Origin of the sequence: Streptomyces sp. NBC_00078, assembly GCF_026343335.1 — a bacterium.
Taxonomy (GTDB): Bacteria; Actinomycetota; Actinomycetes; order Streptomycetales; family Streptomycetaceae; genus Streptomyces.
In genome coordinates this window covers 5,030,558-5,049,002 of record NZ_JAPELX010000001.1, presented here as the reverse complement: position 1 = coordinate 5,049,002, position 18,445 = coordinate 5,030,558, and the positions used below count along the sequence as shown (strand labels likewise).

Sequence of the window (18,445 nt, the reverse complement as noted above, 5' to 3'; positions counted from 1 at the left end):
GCAGAACCAGCCTGCGTAAGGAGCCTCAGGAAGCGGGACGACTCACTGCGCCGCACCCTCTGGCTCATCAGCCGCGGACGGGTGGACGTACCTTCCCTCGTTGAACGGAGTGAACCACGCCTTGAACGCCATCGGCGCGACACCAAGAGCCGCTCCGACGGCGCTCTCGTCGATGCCGTCCATGGAGTCGTCATAGAGCCACTCGTGGTCCATGTCCTCGTAGACGTTGTCGGCGAACGAGTCGAGCGCGGCCGAGACACCGTCGTCGAGCAGCCCGAAAGTCTCCAGGCTCACGTTCGTCTCGTTCAACAACAGCTTCAGCGCGAGCTCCTCGGCGACGCAGCTCAGCTGCTGGAAGCTGCCATCCGTGAAGCGGGTGGTCATGGCGATCACCGTCACAAGGAAGCGGCGGGCGAAACGGGCGTCGTACTGGAGGGCGTACCGCTCGGGAAGATCCTCGAAGTGCCACAGGGGACCGTCGCACTCCGCAGCGGTGGTGTCCTCCTCCGTCAGAGTCTGCACGTCTTGGAACAGCTCGTCCACCAGGATGTCCGTCGCGTACACCAAGGCACCGGCAGCGAGTTTGGCGTCCTCCGGCGAGACAGCGAACTCGGTGTCGCCGTCTTCCTCCTCGTCGTCTTCGTCGTCCAGGACGCCGAACATCACGGGCGAGAAGGAACGTAGTTCATCTGCCAGTGCCAGCATCTGACCGCGTACCGCCTCAGCTTTCGCCTCGGCGTCGTAGCCCTCGCTGTCGTCCTCGGCCGTGGGGCGCTCGGTATGCCGAGCCTTACGGTCTGCCACATCATCGGGCGGGGCATCGGGACCGTCGGCGGCGGCGAGACTCTCCTGGGCGAGCTCCGGGTGCAGTTCGACCTCACATCGCTCGATCTGCCAGTCAGCCAACAGCTCGGACCGTTCCAGCAGTTCACTCACGACCGAGCGCACGGCCTCCTCGGCGAACTCCAGAGCCGGAGCATCCACGAAAACTTTCAGAAGCGCTCCGCCCGGGTAGACGGCCACGATGCTGTCGAGGAGATCGACTTCCATGCCGTCGGGTCCCTCGATAGCCCCGACCGAGTCGAATCCGTCCTCGATGAGCGCCACGGCGCCAGTGCGCTGAAGTGGATCCATCTCCGGAGTGCCCTCCGGGATGTGGGCGTCCACAGTCACTACGTATGTCACGGGTCTGATCCTGGCAGGGATATGCCGCACGACGGGGAGGAATTCGCTCAATCACGAGTACTACGCATTGAGGCAGGCAGTCGGCCCGGCTGATGTCGGCAACGAAGCCGACGTACAGGCCGTACTCCGACTTCGCCTCCCGCGACGATCGAAAACACAGATCACCGCTTACACCGTCCGCTACAAACGAACGGCCCGCGCCTACCGGTGGCGCTATGACGCCGACGCCGAACACGCCCCGCTACCTCGAACGCCACACTCAACACCCGCGCCGCCCCGACGCCTTCGACCGATCCGTATGACTCTCACCCACCGTCACAGGCAACCGGCAAAGAACCTGTGACGCGCTGCGCCAGCCCCTCCGGCTCAGGCGGTCCCAGAAGCTGAGCGTGTCGTCGTTGCCGTCAATGTCGCCATAGTGCGGACACCGCACACTAAGTGACGCTATGTTGCACACGCGCAAGCACCATCAGCGACGAAAGGTCCACTGCCATGTCTCGCCTCAACCTCGACCACCTGGCCCTCGCTGCCGCCCGGATCCATGCCGCCGACGAAGTCCGTCGTGACCCGGCCGTTGTCAAAGCGGCCAAGCGGTTCGCGGAAGACGGCGCCCAGGCTCTCCGCTCCGGTGGTGCGCTAGCACGTGAGGCTCAGTCCTCCTGGCGTCGCCACAGCCCGCTGGCCAAAGGGACCGGAACCGATGAATGATTTCAGCGCAGAGGCGATGGGTCTCGTGATCCGCGAGCACCGCCAGGCCCAGAAGACCTCTATGACCCAGGAAGAGTTGGCTGAGCGGGCCGATTACGGGAAGGGTGGCGCGGTCTCGATCTCCCGGATCGAGCGTGGGCTCGTAAGCCCCGGGGAGCACCGTCTGGCCGCCATCGCCCTCGCGTTCCAACTGACACCCGAGCAACTCAAGCAGGAGGCGGAGGACCGAACCAGGTCTCTCGCTCGGCAGCGGGGCCAGCGGCCGGTGAAGTTGCGCGACCAAGTCGCAGAGACGAAAAGACGTCACGCCGAGATCAACGAGAAGGCGGCCCAGCGGTCGAAGATCACCCAAGAACACGGGGAAGCCTTCAACCATGTCCATGATGTTGCCCGTGACGAGTTTTTCCTGAGGTTTGTGGAGCTGGCCGAGAGCATCAGCGGGGCGCCCGAGCCAGAGAGGCCGAGTGAGGAGGAGATCGAGCGCACGGGCGAGATCCCTACCGCGATACGTATCGAGGCCATGTCCGTCGGGATCGCCAACGCGATCCGCGGTGCCGCCGCTGGAGGTGCGGCCGGGGTAGCAGCCGGCGGCGCCGCGGCCTACGGTGCGTTCACCGCCGCCGCGTTGTTCGGGACCGCCTCCACTGGAGCAGCTATCTCGACGCTGTCCGGGGTTGCCGCGACCAACGCGACTCTGGCCCTCCTGGGAGGAGGCACGCTGGCTGCAGGCGGTGCGGGCATGGCTGGTGGAACTCTCCTGCTCACAGGCATGGTCGCCGCCCCGGCAGCAGCGCTGGCGGCCGCCGGCTTCTACGTCTTGAGGCAGCGCCGGAACAAGAAGGAGGAGGAGCGTCTCCGAACTGAGGTCGAGGCTGCGGAGGCGGCTCTGGATCAGTCACAGCAAGGCTTCGACGCGATGATCGACGTACTGGATCGTGCCCCGGCCATCATGGAGTACGTCAGCGTCCACGGCACCCACGCCCTTGAGAAATGGAGGGTAAGTCTGCCGCCGGAGCCCCGGGACTGGGAATCGCTCGGGCATGAGGGGCAGGAACGGTACAAGGAGTTCCTGACCGTGGCTGGATGCCTCCTCGCCGTGAGCAGCATCAACGTCAGCGCTCTCCTCACGGCAAAGCCCGACGCTTTGCCCGAGATGGACAAGGCCATCGACGAGACGCTGCGGTACGCGGACAAAACCATCAAGTCGCTCGTCTGAGTCCCGAAGTCATTGCCACGCGCGGACCAGGCGCTACAGCGCGCCGCAAGTCCCTTTCCAGCTGGCGGTGACGGTGGGTGAGGGGCATGCGGCCTGGTCGAACCATTGGGGCTCCTCCGCGTCTTGGCCACCGCCGCCCTCATCCACCTCGCCGACTACACCAGGTGACTGAAACACACGATCCCGACCAGCAGATAACCTGCGACGCGCTGCACTAACCCCTGGATAGAAGCCGCTGCCCCGGTCCGGGGGACACCGTCCCTGACCAGGGCTGCTACCTCTGCAGCGGGAATCCGGGTTCCTTCGATGACCGGCTCACCGCCACGCAGCATTCGAGGTAACCGGATGCCGTCTCCCGACCATCAGGCCATCGTCGTGGCGCGAGCGTGCAGCAGCCGATCGAGTACGGCGACCGGTGAGCCCGGATGCAGGCCCCGCCGGGCATCGAGCGCTGCCTCCCACTGCTCAGTCAGGCCGAACTTGAGACGCTCGCGCATGCCGGGGGTCACGTGGGCGTAGCGGGCCGAGACCGAGCCGTCGATGTGGCCCATACGCTCGTCCATCAGCACCTTCTCGGTGCCGAGATCCTCCATGTGCGTGCGGTGGGAGTGGCGCAGGCCGTGCGGAGTGAGCCCTCTGGCAACCGGCAGCCAGCAGGCGTCGGCCCGGCCTTGGGCGTTGCGGCCGCGGACCGGGACACCGGGCCACGGCTCGCCGAGCAGCGGGACCGGGCGGGCCTCCTGAGGTGCCTTCTTCGGGTACCAGCCGGAGGTGGCCGGCGCGAACAGCCAGGTGGCGAAGCCGTTGCGGCGCCAGTGGGCGGCGTTCTCCGTCGGAACGCCTCCTCGGACGAACTTCAGCTCGGCTATGGCACGTTGAACACGGACGCGGGTGTCCTCCCGTACCCGCTCGGGGTGGTTGAGGACATTGGACACGGTGCCGCTGGAGACCTCCGCACGGCGAGCGACGTCCACGAGCTTGGCGCCCGCGTGCCCACCGGTGCGAGCGGTGCCCTGGCCACGGAACACGTACCTCTTGCCGTGGCAGGCGCACGGCGTCGGCTTCGTACGGGCGATGTGGTCGGCGACCAGGGCCGACAGCCAGTCCGTCGCGTCGATGGTGCGGTAGCTGTCGTCCTTGGGCGGGCAGCGGATCAGCTCGCCCGAGTCCAGTTCGTACAGCTGATGCTCCACCCGTACGGAGTCCGGTCGCGCGAACTCTGTTTCCAGGCCGACTATTTCGCCCCACCGCATGCCCGTGTATCCCTTGAGGATCACGGCGACGAACTCGTCGTCGCGCCCGGACAGCAGGGCCGCGCGTTCGGCGATAAGCAGCAGGCCGCGCGGATCGGTGATCACCTTCTCGGGTCCCCGGTCACGGGAACGGCCGGCGCGCTTACCGCGTCCGCGTCGTTTGGTGGCCGGGTTGGCGGCGATTAGGCCCTCGTCCACGGCGTCGGCCAGGATGAGGTGGAGCGTCGAGCGCCAGGTCTTGACGCTGGATGCGGCGTAGACGGACTTCTCCCGCTTCTCCCAGGTTTCCACGTCTGTACGGAGGATGCCAGCGAGGGCCTTGTCCTGGAACTCGGGGAGCAGGTGCTCCTCAATGTGGCGCCGATAGTTCTGCATGGTGGATGCGGCCAGGTCCTGGGCGTCGTACCAGCGACTGGCGTACTCGCCGAAGGTCTCCTGTCCGGCTGCTGGGTCGCGCCAGGTGCCGCGCCGGACCCTGGCCTCTTCCTCGTCTGCGGCCTGCTTCGCCTCGCGCTTCGTGGCGAACTTGACCACCGCACCCGTCGGGTCGGCGACGGTGCCGTACTTGCCTTCGCTGACCTTGTACCTGCCGCGCCAGTAACTGCCGCGTTTCTCGGCGAAGCCCATGCCTCGTGCTCCCTCCTTCCTGTGGTCTGTTGTGTCGTGCTAGGCCGCAGTGCCGTACTGGGACCTGCGGGGCGGTCGGGCCTGGAGACGTTGCGCGGAGGGCATCGGGGGCTGGGGCAGTCGCCTCCTACGCGATGACGTAGTTGTCGGCGCAGGCTGAGGTGTCCGGGGAGGGGTGCGCTGCGCGGACCGCGTGGCCGGCTCTTCGTGGATACGGATGATCTCGGCGAGGTGTCCGGCGGTGAAGCGGTATGCGCGACCGACCCGCGTGTGCGGTATCAGGCGCCTGCGCGCCCGGTCCTTGACCCACCAGGCAGAGCAGCCGAGCGTCTCGGCGATCTCCTCGGGGCGGTAGAGGCGGGGCAAGGCTCCTTTACCCTCGGTGCGGGGAAGCGGGCGTGTGAGAACAGGGGATGTTGCGGTGTGGTGCAAGAGGGCTGGGTTCCTAACTCTGTGGTGGGCGTACTCGGTCAGCGGCGCTGAACGAAACTCGTGGGCGCTCGGCCTCCTGCAGCAGCACGAGGGGCGAGACAAGGAGGGCTCGGGCGAGGGCGACGAGGTCGTCGATGTCGCAGCGGCGTTGGGCGCGTTCGATGCGGGACAGCATCATGTTGGGTCACCGGACGGCCGAGGGCGCTGACGCGGGCGGCGAGCTCGCGCTGGGCGAGGCCGCGTTCGGGGCGGAGGATTTCGATAGTGCGGGCGGTCCGTATTCCGGCCGGTCCGATTTCCAGGGATCGTGCTGTCATGGCTCCATTTGTAGCTTCCATTCGCCGGTTTGGTTAACCGGCGATCGTCGGCTATGTTGCGCCCGGCGAACGGCTGGGGCTTACCTCTGGGCTGGGTTCCGAGTGCCCGGTCGGCGGTGTCTGCGCCAGCTCGAAGGCATGCTCTGACGTGGGGTGTTGTGTTGTAGCTTGCGCCCGCAGCGGAGTCAACGGGTTCTCGACGTGATGCTTCTGGCTTCATCTAACGGTGCACTATTTCGGCAACGGCCGATTCGGGTTTATGGTTTTGGTGATGCCGCGCAGCATCCGTTCGCCGTCGGCTGTCTGATTTCCTGACGGAATGCTGGACTTGCGCGGCATGGATGTGGCTGTCTTGGCTGTACGACGCCACCACCCCTCCCCCGTGCATCGCCCGACAAGGGCTCACTGCACCTCCACGCCCTGACCTAGGAGCCGCCGCCCGATGAGCTACGACGCCCGAGAATGGGTGTGGGACCGCAGCCACAGCAAGGGCACCGCCCGCATGGTCCTCGCCCTGATCGCCGACCGGTGCCGCGACCGGCACTGCGTCGCGTACGCGTCCGTGCCCACCCTCATGAAACGCGCCAACGCCTCCCGCACCGCCGTGCGCGACGCCCTGGCGAAACTGATCGCCGACGGTGAACTGGGGCAGTTCCCCGACCGCAAGGGACCACGCGGAGAGACCTACTACTGCCTCCCGATCGCCGCCCTGTTCCTTGCCGAACAGGCCAGGGAGGGGGATCAGAATCCGACCCTCCCCGGGGATCAGATTTCGACCCCCTGGGGGCCAGAATCCGACCCTGCTAACCCTTTTGAAGAGGGGCCGGATTCCGGCCCCGGGGAACGGAATCCGGCCCTCAGGGGGTACGGATTCCGACCCGAGGGGGGTGCAGATTCCGACCCCCAGAACAGAAGAGAACCGAAGGTGAACGGTAAGAGCAGCAGCTCTGCCCCACTCATCTCCGCCATCGAGTGGCAGATCGACGACAACGCCCGTTCCTGGCTGCAGCACCACGGCCACCTCGACCGACTCGGCGAAAACGCCCTGCACACCGCCGACGAGAAGTGGCGCACCTACCGGAGCTCGTGGGCGCCCCGCACCGCCGACGCGTGGGCCGCCGACTGGCGCGCGTGGATCGCCCGGGAACACACCCCCGCCCCTGCCCGCCCGAACCTCTACGCCCTGCCCGGCGGTACCCCCGCCCCGACCACCGGCATGACGCGATCCGAGGCGCACATGGCCGCCCTGCTCGCCGCCCTCGACGAGCCGACTGGAACGGAGTAACCCGCCTTTGGACCGACGCGAAGTCGCCGCCGTCCTCGCCTACATCGGACACCTCGACCCCCGCACCATCCGCACCGGCACTGGCGACGCCCGTGACCAGATCGCCCAGTGGCAGGAACTGCTCGCTGACGTGCCCTTCGCTACCGACCACGGCTGGGACGTCCGCCAGGCGATACGGACCCACATCCTCGACTCCCCGTACCCGATCCTGCCCGTGGACGTCGCCCGCAGATGGCGTGCCCACCGACGCGACCGCCTCGACCGGCACACCGACCCCACCCCGGCCGCCGACCCCGACGATCCGGCTGCCTGGCGTGCCGAGCTGCTCCGGTCCCGGAACGCGGTCGCCGCCGGCATTGCCGCCCCTTCGACACACCACCAGATCACCAGCGGTGGCCAGCCTCGCGACGTCGAGGAGCGGCTGCGCGAGATCGGGTCGTGCATCCCGCCGGCCGTACGCACCGAGCTGGCCCGCTACCGCCCGACCCGCGCCGCGCGCGAGGCAGCCGTAGCCGAGGGTGTCCCCGATACGCTCGGTGTCCGCTGCGACTGGTGCCACGCGCCTGTGGGCTCCCCGTGCCGTCAGCGGAGGGCGAGCCCTGACGGAGCTGCCCGGGGCAATGTCGTACGTGCGACTCCCCACCCGTCGCGCGTCGACCTCGCCGCTGCCCGGATTGACCGACACCGAGTTGCGTGACACAGCTCGGCGTCACTCCTCGCGGCAGCTGCGTGGGGCTACGACCGTCGGTCCCGAACCGGTCATACAACGGTCCCGATGAGCACTTCGGGGACCGCGTCCCGGGGACCGTGCCGACGATTTCCGGGGACCGGTCCCCTTTGAAACCGCAGCTCAGAGGGCCTTTCATGCCGGTCCCCAGAACGGCCACAGCAACGGGGACCGTCCCCACAGCAGCCCGTTCGGTCCCCTTGGGGACAGGACCATGCGGTGAAAGGGGGACGGTCCCCGTGACGGCGTGTCAGGGGGACCGTTCCCGATGAGCCTCGTGTCCCGGTCCCCAAGCGTCTGGGGACCGTGCACCGCAGCGCTTTGGGGACCGGTCCCCCTTGCTCTCCTCGCAACGACAGCCCCGCCCTGACTGCGGCTACCGCAACTCCCACGACCGTCGAATCGCCCCGGCCGCTGGCATCATCTGCCATCGCTCGGCGCCTCATCCCCCTACCGACCACACCCCCGGAGAGCCGCACGTGCACGACCGACACCACGAACACACCAACTGGCAGGAGACACCCATCGCCCCAGACAACCGCACAGCAAGTTGGAGGTTCGGACACTCCCCCGCAGGGGGAGCGCCCGAACCCGACCCCGCCCCGGGGGTGGCGGGGCCCGTCCGGCGCCAGGGGGCGCCGGACGGGAAGGCTGCGACCGAGGGCGGATCGCAGCCAGGGAAAGCCGGCCGCAAGCGCCGGACCAAGATCAAGGGGAAGGCGCGTCCGCGCGACAAGAAACAGCGTCCCGCCCAGAGTGTCCGCCTCAGCGATCAAGAGCACGCCATCATCCAGGCCGGCGCCGATGCCGTCGGCATGAGTCTGGCCGGCTTCCTCGCCCACTCCGCGCTCGCTGCCGCCCGTGACCAGTCCCGCACCGCCGCCACCATTGCCGCCGAACGCGATGTGCTCACCGAGCTGTTCGCCATGCGCCGTCAGCTCGGCTGGGCCGGCAGCAACCTCAACCAGGTGGCCAAGGCCCTCAACTCCGGCGGCGATGTGCCCCACCTCAAGGAGGTACTCGCCGACATCCACCGCGCGGCCAACGCCGCGAAGAACGCCGCCGACCGGGTCACCCACCGCCAGGAGCAAGAAGGTGAGGCGGCTTGATCCCCAGCATCCACAAGCAGGGCAGCCGTACCCTCGGCCTGCTCCGCTACCTCTACGGCGAGGGCACCCACGAAGAGCACCTCGACCCGCACCTGGTCGCCTCCTTCGACCACATGGCGCCCGACCCCGGCCGCGACCCCTCGGCCACGATGGAGGACCTCAAGCAGCTCCTCGACCAGCCCCTCCATCTGCTCGACGCCGACCAGCGACCCGAGAAGCACGTGTGGCACTGCTCGGTGCGCGCCGCCCCCGACGACCCGATCCTGACCGACGAACAGTGGGCCGACATCGCCCGCCGCATCGTCGCGGCCACCGGCATCGACCCCGACGACGGCGCCGGCTGCCGCTGGGCCGCCGTCCGCCACGCCGACGACCACATCCACATCATCGCCACCCTCGTACGCGAAGACGGCCGCCGCCCCGACCACCACCGCTCCGGCAAACGCGCCCAGGCCGAAGCCCGCCTCATCGAAGCCGACTACGGCCTCCACCGCGTCACCCCCGGCGACGGCACCGCAGCCAAACGCACCACCAGCGCCGAACTGCACAAGGCCGAACGTCTGGGCAAGGAGCGTGCCTCCCGCGAGGAACTGCGTGAGACCGTCCGCCGCGCGGTGGCCGGCGCCGCTTCCACGGACGAGTTCCTCGGCCGCCTCAAGGACGCCGGGCTTCTCGTCCGCGTCAAGGTCATGCCCTCCGGTGACCTGAAGGGCTACAAGGTCGCCCTGCCCGACGACCGCAACGAGGACAAGAAACCGGTCTACTACGCCGGATCCACCCTCGCCCCCGACCTGTCCCTGCCCCGCATCCAGAAACGCTTCACCACCGACTCCGCCCCAACGGAGACCGCCGACAGCAAGCGGCCGGAACGCCCCACCACGCCCTCAGCACCCGCTGCGGCACGGCGCACCACCACTCACGCGGCCTGGGCGGCACTGCTCGTCCTCGACCACAGCGGCGACGACGGAGCGGCTGCCGCCCAGATCGCCGCCACCGGCGAAGTCCTCGACGCCCTCGCCAAGACCTCCGCCCTCCACACCCGCAACGAACTGCGCCAGGCAGCCTGGGAGTTCGAACGGGCCTCCCGCTCCCACACCCGAGCCGAGTTCCGCCACGCGCAGGACCTGCGCCGCGCGGCCCGCGACCTTGTCTACGGCGGGCCCGCGTTCGGCCGGGGCGAGGACGGGGCCGGCACCGCGATGGTCCTGGACACGCTGATCTTCCTCGCCATCGCCGCCGCCCACTGGCACGCCCAGCGTCATCACGCCCAGCAGGCCGAGGCCGCCCGCCGGACCGCCGAACACCTGCGGGCCGCCTACCAGCAGGCAGCCGCCGAACCCCTCACGGTGCTGCGCGAACGTGGCCGCCGTATCGCCCCGTCCCTGCGCCACCACCACACCGCCACCGTGCACGCCGCCCTGCCCGACCTCGCCGAGACCATCCTGGCCGAGCCCGGCTGGGACGCCCTGGCCACCACCCTCACCGACGCCACACAGGCAGGCCACAACCCGCAGACTCTGCTCGCCAAGGCCGCCGCCCGCAGGGAACTGGGCACCGCCGATTCCATCAGTGACGTCCTGGTCTGGCGCCTGCGTCACATGGCCGACCTACCCGCCTACGCGCCGACGGCCCCGGAACCCACCCAGGGCAGCCGTCTCACGGCCGGCCAAGCCATGGCACCGCGCCTCGCCACGCCTTCGGCATCACGCGCACCACGCCGCTGATCCCGGCGAAGGTCCGTGGGCGCCATCGCCACTGGTGTCGCCGAACGCACGTCATACGACGGGCCCGACCGGTTCTCCCGGTCGGGCCCAGGGTGTGCCGTCCGCAACCAGGGGCTCGGTGCTCTCACGCTCGCCCTCTTCGTCGTACTCGTGATCGGCCGTCATGGTCGAGCCCTCGCCTCGTTCGTCTACTCGTTCGAATTCTGCTGGAAGGAACGCGCCTCAGTGCGCGGACCGCTGCCGCTCGCAGGGAGAAGCAGCGGTAAGCCGCACCACAGCGGCTCCTCGGGAGCAGGAGTCGTCAGCTGCGGCGGACGACGGTGACCCGGCCCTCGACGCCTTCGGGCACCGTGCGGCGGGATACCGGAACCGGTGAGGCGAGCGATGTGGCGAACGCCGCGACCAGATCATGAGGAAAACTGGCGCTGAAGCTGGCGCACCACAGGTACGCGGCGCCAGGGACGGGTTCCGCCCACGCCTGCCAGCCCAGCAGGTCAGGGCGAGGATCGGCGTCCTGGACGAGCGGCGGCAGCATCTCCAGGGACACGCTGGCGGAGAACCCGGGATCCATGGCAGTGGTCCGAGGCCGGTCCACGTCGCGCAGCCAGCCTTGGGCGCTGAGCGCGTCGACGACCCTCTCCGGCCCGTCCAGGCCGACGTCGGGCGTCTCGCGAGCATCGATCGCCAGGAGGAGGTCGGCGAGCACCTCGTAGGGGACGCCGGTGGTGAAGTACGCGTTCCACTCCGTCATCGCGGACGTGGCATGCGGGCGGGCACTCAGTTGCCAGGCGACGGGCAGTCCGCCCAGCTCGAACGGGTAGGCCGCGAGGATCCACTCGGCGCCACGCAACCCGTCCGGGCTCACGTACAGCAGGGTGTGGCGGGCCGTAGGCCACATGCGCCAGCCGAGGCCGGCCAGGGTGTCGCCGATCCACTTGGCGAGAGCACCGTCGTCACCGGCAAGGTGGCGCGGGGTGACCCAGTACACCGGGTCCGTCGGGGAGGGGAGGGAAGGGTCGGTGGGGTGGTGCGGGTGCAGGGGCGCCTCCATGGGCTCAGGGCAGATCTTCCAGCGGAGCGTTGTACGTTGACATGCCGTGGCGCGGAATGACAGTCATCGCGGGATGTTTCCTGTCTGCCCTCGGCGAACCGATGTGGTGGCCTCCTGGCGACAGGGCAGGCGACAGGAGCAGAACACTGGGGCGCCATCGGTGGCGCGGGCGCAAAACCCCGTGCGCGGTGCGCACAAGGTGCCGATAGTTGAGGCATGGACGCGATTGACTCCGCATGCGCCGTTGTCGAGGAACACCACCCTGACGCCCGGGCGGCGTTTCTGGGAGGCAGCGTCGTGACGGGCCGCCGCACGGCGATGTCCGACCTCGACATCGTGGTGCTGCTCAATGGAGCCCCCGCCCCGTACCGGGCGAGCATCCGGCACGGCGACTGGCCGGTGGAGCTGTTCGTGCACACCGAGACGACCTGGCACGCGTATGTCGAGCGGGAAGTACGCAAGCGCCGGTCACCGCTGCTCTGGATGTGCGCCGACGGGCTGCTGCTCTTCGACACCGACGGAGTCGGTGCGCGTGTCGCCGCCGAAGCCCGGAAGCTGACCGCCGCGGGACCACCCAGTGTGTCAGCCGAGGAAATCGACGACCGTCGCTACGCGATCACCGACCTCCTCGATGATCTTTCGGGAAGCACCGACCAGGGCGAGCGGCTGTTCATCGCCACTGAACTGGCGCGGAGAACGGGCGAGTTGGCACTGGCCATCGGCGGGTCCTGGAACGGAGGCGGGAAGTGGCTGGCACGCCGTCTCGATACCACGGCACCAGGGCTCAGCACGCGCCTGCACCAGGCGGTCCGTGAGTTGCTGGAGGGCCAGGTCGAGCCCCTCATCGGTGTGGTGGACGAGGTACTCGGGCAAGCCGGCGGCCGGTTGTGGGTTGGCTACAGGCGCGGGGGCAGAATGCCTTGAGCGGGCCCGGCAACCGGAGCCGATCAGCAAGCGTGACCGCGACCGGGCTGGAGATGCCTGGAGTAGGCGGCAGCTCCGGTGCACAGGCTCACATCGCCCTCCATACAGTCGGATCTGGATGTGGCTGACGGCTACCGCCCGCGCCTCGGCGACGGTCACCTCCCGCCGCACCACTGCTACGGTCACCTCCATGGCGCTCTCCGTCTCCATGGGTCAGGTTGTTGATCTACGGGTGCAGCAAGTTGACGAGGTTCTTGATCGTGTCGCGCGGTCTCTGCAGGTGCGCTTACTCCCGGACACGGTGGTGCGCAAACGCCGATCTGTGGGAGCCAGGACGGTCCGCGACACCTGGGTGCGGATCGAGCGGCGCTCGCTCGAAAAGATCCCCGATCAGGGATGGAACGGCACCGAAAGTGCCGCGCGTCTGGAGGGCATCGCCCAGCCTGAGTGGCGCGGATGTGTGGTCTGGCGGGACGCAGACGAGCCGGTGATGTGGCGGGCCGACGAAACCAGACTCCTGCCGGGGGCTCCCGTCGGAAGCGCCATCTTGAGTGAGGCCCCGGAGATGACGGACGCCTGGTGGGAGGCGTTGAACGCCTCGTTGGACGCTCTGGCGGCACAGGACACCGGGCGGATCGCCACACCGGACACCGTCGCCATCACCCAGGCCCTCGTCACCGAGTCCATCCGCGGTGTCTTCTCGGGTGACTTCGATACGACCGTGGAGCGGTGGGTGCCGGCCCATGCGGACCTGAACTGGGCGAACATGACGGCTCCGACGTTCAGCCTCTTCGACTGGGAGGACTGGGGTAACGCGCCGCTGGGGCTGGATTCGTCCTCCCTTTGGGCGAGTTCCCTTGCGGTCCCGGCTCTGGCCGATCGCGTAAGGCGCGAGCGCCGGTCGGACTTCGAGAGCCGGGACGGCAAGTTGATGACGTTGTTCGCCTGTTCGAAGATCCTCGGGCCGTACGCGCACCCGGAGGACCCTCGGCTGGAACCCGCCCGGCGCATGGCTGAGCGGGTCATCGAGCAGCTTCAAGCGGGCTGAGCGCGCGAGCGGTCTCGGAGGAGACTCCGGTATTCCTGGACGGTCCGCTCGTTGACCCCGCCCGCCAGGGTTCCGACGAGTTCGCCGAGATGGGCGGGCTCATCGGTGCCCACGGCGACGGTGCCGACCCGCGGGAGGTGATAGGCGACTCTGAACGCCGCCTGCACGCAGGAGAGTTGGCTGCCGTCCCGGAGGAAGACGCGTGGATCGATCCTGTCCCACACAGGAGTGCTGGTACTGCCCCCGAAAGGGCTCATCCCCCACACCTTGGCGCCCTCCAGACCCCACGCCTTGGTGATGGCATCCGCGGCATCCAGCGTTCTGGCTCCGACCAGCAAACCGGCGCGGACCATGAGGACCGCCGGCTTCGGTACGGTCATGTCGATGAGGCTCAGCAGCGGTAACGGGTCCCAGGACGCGACGCCCCAGGCGGCGCAGAGTCCCTTCGCTACGGCCGCGTCGAGAGTGGCGCACGCCTGTATCAGCGCGTCCTGGTTGTGAGGGGCGGCTTCACGGAGCGAATGCTCCGGGTTGTGCAGGAACACCAGGTCCGGCTCCCGCCCGAGGTCCTGGGCGGCCTGTTCCACGGCCGCGTGCAGACATACGGGGTCCAGGGAATGCTCCGCCCCGTCCGGTCCCGGGAAATAGCCGACCTTGGTGGAGACCGTGAACTTCGGCAGCAGGTCACCGGCTGTCCGCACCAGGACCTCATGCGAACGGAAGTCGAGGTAGTTGCTGCTGGTGTCGAGTGCGGTGACACCGAGGTCCAACGCCCCCGTCAGGAGACGGCGTTCGTGACGAGACCGGTGTAGCCCAAGGACAACTCGGGGGTCAGCACCGCGCACAGTTCCTCCTCCACCAGGATCTCGGCGACCTCGGTCACTTCGGCTCCGACGACGGCTGCGGCGCGCTCCAGCGCGACCGGCTGGCCGCTGAGCAGCAGACGCAGTACGGGCAGGGCCTTGGCCGTGAGGGTGAGCTTCTTCCCGGAGGCCACGACGTGGACGGTCTCCCCGCATTCCTCGATACGGGGCGGGAAGTGGGTGGTGCACACCACGGCGGCGAGCGGCCCGAATATGTCGAGGAAGGGCACGTGCCGAGGCAGCGTCGTCTCTTGCTCGTACGCGGCGAGGAAGTCGGCCGGGGAGCGTTCACCGACGAGCTGGGCGGCAGCCGCGCTCAGGGCCTCGCCGCCGGTTCCGTGCCAGCGGTCGAGGTCGTGGCGGAAGATCTCGTGCTCGCGGCACCAGTCGGCCAGCCATGCGAGCCAGCTTGCTCCCGTGCGCTTGGTGATGCCGAAGGTGACGTGCAGGCTCTTGCCAGAACCGCTGCCGGACCGTGTCGCCTGGTGCCAGTGACCCCGAGGGATGTGCATGACGTCACCGGTCCGCATGGTGCCGGACCAGATGATCTCGTCGCTCGGGGTGTTGTTGGGGTCGGCGTCCCGATACATGGGGACTGCGCGGGAGGTCGCGCGGACCTCCCACTCCTTCTCGCCGGCGAGTTGGACGATGACGACATCGTGGTCGTCCCAGTGCAAGGGGAAGCCGGAGGCGTCGTTCGTCGTCAGGTACGCGTTGACCTGGACTCGCTCGTGGGACCACCACTGCAGGGCCCGGCAGGCGACCTCCATCGTCGGATCGAAGACGTTGGCCTGGTCCATGATCACCGTCGCGCCTTGTCCCAGGAGGCTGCCCAGGCTGCGCATGTTGGCCATGGGGATGCTCTGGCCCCGAGGGCTGACGCTGTCGGTGTAGTAGATGGCCGGATGGACCTCCTCGCCCTTCTGGAAGCACCGGAACTGGGGGCGGTTCAGGCTCCTGCGCATCGCGATGTCGAGCAGACGGTTCGGGGTCATGATGCGGGAGACGAGTGCGGGGTCGTCCATGCTCCCGCGTACGAAGTCCTTGCCCAGCTCCTCCGCCCCGTTCCATCCGAGCGCAGTCTCGATGGCGCTGATCAACCGATGTTCCATCGTTACGTCCTCCATGGGGTCGACCACGTGATGCGGACGCGGTGGGGGCCGACACGGCCGAGCGCGCCGGCCCCCACCGCTTGGTGCCTACTCGCTGTCGTGCAGGTTGCCGTCGCCACCCGGCCACGGCGCGTCGCCGGAACTTCCCTGGTTGTCCGACCGGAGGCTGTCGTACCGGTCGTGGACGGCGGTCAGCTCTTGCACCGCCACCAGGAGGCCGCTTCGGGCCGGAGGCGGTGTCGTGGGCTCTGCCACCTCGTACTCCTTCCTCTTCGGTTCTCCCGCCAGGGCTCCGGCGGGAGGTCGGTGGCCGCCCCACAGCAGTGAGAGAAGGGGGTTGCCGTGGAGCGGCGGTCATTGGGGGTCGCGAAGAGCCGCAGTCCTACACCAGCGACCGGGCAGGTCCGCGATTCATCGGCAGCACGCCTACGTCCTGGCGCATGTTGGTCTCCAGAACGCGCTGGTCCAGCTCGTACAGACACGCACGGCAGGCGTAGAGGGCCGCGTGTATGCCGCTCGACCGGACGGGTCCGATCCACGTCACCTCGACATCGGCACGTCCGCACCACAGCCAGCACTCGCCGCGCGCCTGCCATTCGTGGCGATCCCACAACGCGTACTCAGTGGGCTCCCTGGTGATGGGGTCGACATCACGGCGAGTGGGACGGAAGGCGACATCAGGGTCAGGAAGCGGAGTCGTACGCAGTGCGTGCCGTCCCATCACGCGACCGTCAGGGTGAGGGACTCAGGCTCAGCTACGCTCCCGAGCTTCGGCCGTAGTGCGAATAATCTGCGCAGAACAGCGGCTCGGATGGCGGGTGCCACCGTGGGAAGCGCGACCTCCGCCCATACGCGCTTCCCACGGCCGGCGGGTTCCCAGGCACACCGCGAAGCGAGGAACTCGACCATTGACAGGCCGCGCCCGCTCTCGTCGTCGGCCTGGGCACAACTCATCTGTGGAGCTGCGGGATTGTCATCGAGGACGTCGATCACGAGGCGGCCGGGCCGGTGGTACAGCGTGACGGTGACGGACCCCTCCCCATGGACCACGGCGTTGCTGATGAGCTCGGAGGCGACAAGACGGATGGCGTCAGCCGTGTCGTCGTCCAACGGCACGCCCCACGTACGCACCTTGTCGACGACCGTGCGCCGGGCGAGGGAAACTTCCCTTTCCTCACCCGCGAGGACGAACCGATGGACGAGCATGGGCATGGCTGACGCCTCCGAAGGGTTGGAGAGCGGCTCCGTCCCCGAGGGGGAAACAAGGGCGGAGCCGCCGATCTGAGGAACCGTTCCGGGAGCGGTCGCCCTGCCCGGATTCCGTGGACGGCTGATACTCAGTCAACGGCCCGAGCGAGCAAGGCGGAACGTTTCTAGGGGGTTCCTCATGGGGACGCCCTCCCCGTACGCGGCCACGCGAAGTAACCTCCCCACTACGCCTTGAGGGGATGACGGGAGTGATGACATGCCTGGTGAGCCGTTGGCGGTCCACCCGCTGAGCTTCCTCCGCCAGACGCACGGATGGGGGAAGGCCGAGTTCGCCCGGCTCATGCAGGCGCACGGGAGATCGCTCGGAATCCCGCTCGCGACCAACCGCACCACCGTATGGAAGTGGGAGCAGGGTCAGGAGCCGGACGCGGACGCCCAGCAGGTACTCGCCGACCTGCTGCGCGTCCCGTACGAGCAGGCGCGGAAGGCAGGCTGGCCCCGGTGGCTCCCGGTCTGGGAGGTCACGGGACTCACGGCCCCGTGGACCGAGGCCGGTACCGTTGAGGCGTTGTCCGAACTCGTGGGGAGTGGCCGCATGGATCGCCGGGGCTTTCTCACCATCACCGGCGCCGCCCTGACGGGCCTCGCGGCGAGCTGGGTGGACGCGCCGTCCGCCTTCGCCTCGGCTCTGGGCGGGGATCAGGTCACGGACACGATGGTCTTGACGATCGAGCAGCGCATCAGCACGCTCCGTACCCTCGACGACCAACTCGGCGGCGCCACGCTCCTGGAGCAGGCACGCGGCGATCTCGCCCTCGTCACCGGCCTCCTGAGCACCGGCAGATACACGGAGAGCATCCGAATCCGCCTCTACGCCCTGGCAGCCCGGGTGTCGCACCTGACCGGCTGGATGGCTTACGACGCGGGGCTGCGGTCCGTCGGCCAGCGGTATTACGTAGGGGCCCTGCGCAGCGCCCGTACCGCTGGAGACGACGCGTTCGGCGCGTTCATCCTCGCGGAGATGGGCGTTCACGTCTCCGAGGCCGGGCGGACCGCCGAGCGCGTCGCCCTCATCTCCACCGCCATCAACAACGCCCCACGAACACTGTCGCCCTACACCCAGTCGTTCCTTTACCTGCACAAGGCCGAGGCACTGTCCCGCGACGGCGACCACCAGAACGCCGGAACAGCGCTCAACCGCGCTGTGTCCCACTGGGAGCGCCACACGACGGAGGAAAACCCGGATTGGCTCAACTGGTTCGGTGAGGCCCAGCTGAAGTCGACCGAGGGCAAGGTCCTGCTGCGGTCCGGGCAGGTGGAGCGCGCGACGGACTCCCTGGAGACTTCCGTGAAAAGCGCGGCTCCTCGGGACAAAGCCGTACGCTCCAGCCGCCTGGCCGAGGCCCGGCTCGCCGGCGGCGACCTGGACGGGGCGCTCGACGCCGCGAACTACGGCACCGAACTCCTGGAGAGCAGCGTCAGTTCCGTACGGGCTCTGGACCGCTTGAAGGAGTTTTCCGCACACCTCGAACCGCGCAAGTCCGTCCCCGCTGTCCGTGAGTTCCGTGAGCGCCTTCAGGCCGTGCCCGTCGCGGCGTGACCGTCACTTCTCGGACTTCGAGGCCGAACCCACCCCCTCGGAGCACATAGTCCGA

The 18,445-nt window shown here is 68.5% G+C and carries 18 protein-coding genes and 1 pseudogene; 8 read left to right on the top strand and 11 right to left on the bottom strand.

The features are described from left to right. Window positions 1-42 precede the first annotated feature (42 nt). Window positions 43-1,236, bottom strand: coding sequence for a hypothetical protein (locus tag OOK07_RS23665; protein WP_266798320.1), 1,194 nt, complete (start codon window positions 1,234-1,236; stop codon window positions 43-45). 649 nt (window positions 1,237-1,885) lie between these two features. Between OOK07_RS23665 and OOK07_RS23660 the strand changes: the two genes are divergently transcribed. Next, on the top strand, window positions 1,886-3,109 hold the full coding sequence (locus OOK07_RS23660) for a helix-turn-helix domain-containing protein (RefSeq protein ID WP_266798318.1): 1,224 nt from the start codon (window positions 1,886-1,888) through the stop codon (window positions 3,107-3,109). Between the two features lie 155 nt (window positions 3,110-3,264). Here the strand turns inward: OOK07_RS23660 and OOK07_RS23655 are convergent, their stop codons facing one another. From OOK07_RS23655 to OOK07_RS23640, 4 genes and pseudogenes are all read right to left on the bottom strand, one after another. Continuing rightward, complete coding sequence (locus OOK07_RS23655; protein WP_079103747.1) at window positions 3,265-3,441, bottom strand: DUF433 domain-containing protein; 177 nt, start codon at window positions 3,439-3,441, stop codon at window positions 3,265-3,267. 30 nt (window positions 3,442-3,471) lie between these two features. Beyond that, the gene (locus OOK07_RS23650; protein WP_055515754.1) at window positions 3,472-4,989 is read right to left on the bottom strand and encodes a LacI family DNA-binding transcriptional regulator; all 1,518 of its coding nucleotides are present in this window, start codon (window positions 4,987-4,989) and stop codon (window positions 3,472-3,474) included. A 39-nt stretch (window positions 4,990-5,028) separates the two neighbouring features. Next, window positions 5,029-5,355: a helix-turn-helix domain-containing protein gene (locus OOK07_RS23645; RefSeq protein ID WP_266798315.1), complete on the bottom strand. Its 327-nt coding sequence runs from the start codon at window positions 5,353-5,355 to the stop codon at window positions 5,029-5,031. A gap of 79 nt (window positions 5,356-5,434) precedes the next feature. Continuing rightward, a pseudogene (locus OOK07_RS23640) lies at window positions 5,435-5,738 on the bottom strand (helix-turn-helix domain-containing protein). 442 nt (window positions 5,739-6,180) lie between these two features. On the opposite strand from OOK07_RS23640, the gene OOK07_RS23635 reads away from it, so the two are divergent. The 4 genes from OOK07_RS23635 to OOK07_RS23620 all read left to right on the top strand — a co-directional run bounded on the left by OOK07_RS23635 (window position 6,181) and on the right by OOK07_RS23620 (window position 10,583). Further along, window positions 6,181-7,023, top strand: a complete 843-nt coding sequence (locus OOK07_RS23635) for a helix-turn-helix domain-containing protein (protein ID WP_266798313.1) — start codon at window positions 6,181-6,183, stop codon at window positions 7,021-7,023. 7 nt (window positions 7,024-7,030) lie between these two features. Beyond that, window positions 7,031-7,720: a zinc finger domain-containing protein gene (locus OOK07_RS23630; RefSeq protein WP_266798311.1), complete on the top strand. Its 690-nt coding sequence runs from the start codon at window positions 7,031-7,033 to the stop codon at window positions 7,718-7,720. A 509-nt stretch (window positions 7,721-8,229) separates the two neighbouring features. Further along, complete coding sequence (locus OOK07_RS23625) at window positions 8,230-8,859, top strand: plasmid mobilization protein (RefSeq protein ID WP_323182982.1); 630 nt, start codon at window positions 8,230-8,232, stop codon at window positions 8,857-8,859. Next, window positions 8,856-10,583 carry a relaxase/mobilization nuclease domain-containing protein gene (locus OOK07_RS23620; protein WP_266798309.1) on the top strand — a complete coding sequence of 576 codons (1,728 nt, stop codon included), beginning with the start codon at window positions 8,856-8,858 and terminating at the stop codon, window positions 10,581-10,583. Before OOK07_RS23625 ends, OOK07_RS23620 begins: the two co-directional genes overlap by 4 nt. 301 nt (window positions 10,584-10,884) lie before the next feature. On the opposite strand, the gene OOK07_RS23615 is transcribed toward OOK07_RS23620, so the two are convergent. Continuing rightward, entirely contained in the window at window positions 10,885-11,634 is a 750-nt protein-coding gene (locus tag OOK07_RS23615; RefSeq protein WP_266798307.1) for an SPDY domain-containing protein, read from the bottom strand. Between the two features lie 216 nt (window positions 11,635-11,850). On the opposite strand from OOK07_RS23615, the gene OOK07_RS23610 reads away from it, so the two are divergent. Both OOK07_RS23610 and OOK07_RS23605 read left to right on the top strand, forming a co-directional pair. Beyond that, window positions 11,851-12,558, top strand: coding sequence for a nucleotidyltransferase domain-containing protein (locus tag OOK07_RS23610; protein WP_266798305.1), 708 nt, complete (start codon window positions 11,851-11,853; stop codon window positions 12,556-12,558). Window positions 12,559-12,748: 190 nt separating this feature from the next. Continuing rightward, entirely contained in the window at window positions 12,749-13,606 is an 858-nt protein-coding gene (locus OOK07_RS23605; RefSeq protein ID WP_266798304.1) for a hypothetical protein, read from the top strand. Here OOK07_RS23605 and OOK07_RS23600 read toward each other — a convergent pair. From OOK07_RS23600 to OOK07_RS23580, 5 genes are all read right to left on the bottom strand, one after another. Then, complete coding sequence (locus OOK07_RS23600) at window positions 13,594-14,451, bottom strand: aldo/keto reductase (RefSeq protein ID WP_266798302.1); 858 nt, start codon at window positions 14,449-14,451, stop codon at window positions 13,594-13,596. The two genes, OOK07_RS23605 and OOK07_RS23600, sit on opposite strands and share 13 nt — an antisense overlap. Continuing rightward, the gene (locus OOK07_RS23595) at window positions 14,385-15,581 is read right to left on the bottom strand and encodes a JmjC domain-containing protein (protein WP_055507755.1); all 1,197 of its coding nucleotides are present in this window, start codon (window positions 15,579-15,581) and stop codon (window positions 14,385-14,387) included. Before OOK07_RS23595 ends, OOK07_RS23600 begins: the two co-directional genes overlap by 67 nt. Before the next feature lie 87 nt (window positions 15,582-15,668). Next, complete coding sequence (locus tag OOK07_RS23590) at window positions 15,669-15,836, bottom strand: hypothetical protein (RefSeq protein WP_167307964.1); 168 nt, start codon at window positions 15,834-15,836, stop codon at window positions 15,669-15,671. Window positions 15,837-15,963: 127 nt separating this feature from the next. Continuing rightward, window positions 15,964-16,302 carry a hypothetical protein gene (locus OOK07_RS23585; RefSeq protein WP_266798299.1) on the bottom strand — a complete coding sequence of 113 codons (339 nt, stop codon included), beginning with the start codon at window positions 16,300-16,302 and terminating at the stop codon, window positions 15,964-15,966. Beyond that, window positions 16,302-16,793, bottom strand: coding sequence for an ATP-binding protein (locus tag OOK07_RS23580; RefSeq protein ID WP_055507751.1), 492 nt, complete (start codon window positions 16,791-16,793; stop codon window positions 16,302-16,304). The genes OOK07_RS23585 and OOK07_RS23580 overlap by 1 nt, the downstream gene beginning before the upstream one ends. 253 nt (window positions 16,794-17,046) lie before the next feature. Here OOK07_RS23580 and OOK07_RS23575 point away from each other — a divergent pair, with 253 nt between their 5' ends. Further along, window positions 17,047-18,390 carry an NsdA family TPR-like regulatory protein gene (locus OOK07_RS23575; RefSeq protein WP_266798297.1) on the top strand — a complete coding sequence of 448 codons (1,344 nt, stop codon included), beginning with the start codon at window positions 17,047-17,049 and terminating at the stop codon, window positions 18,388-18,390. Window positions 18,391-18,445: the final 55 nt, after the last annotated feature.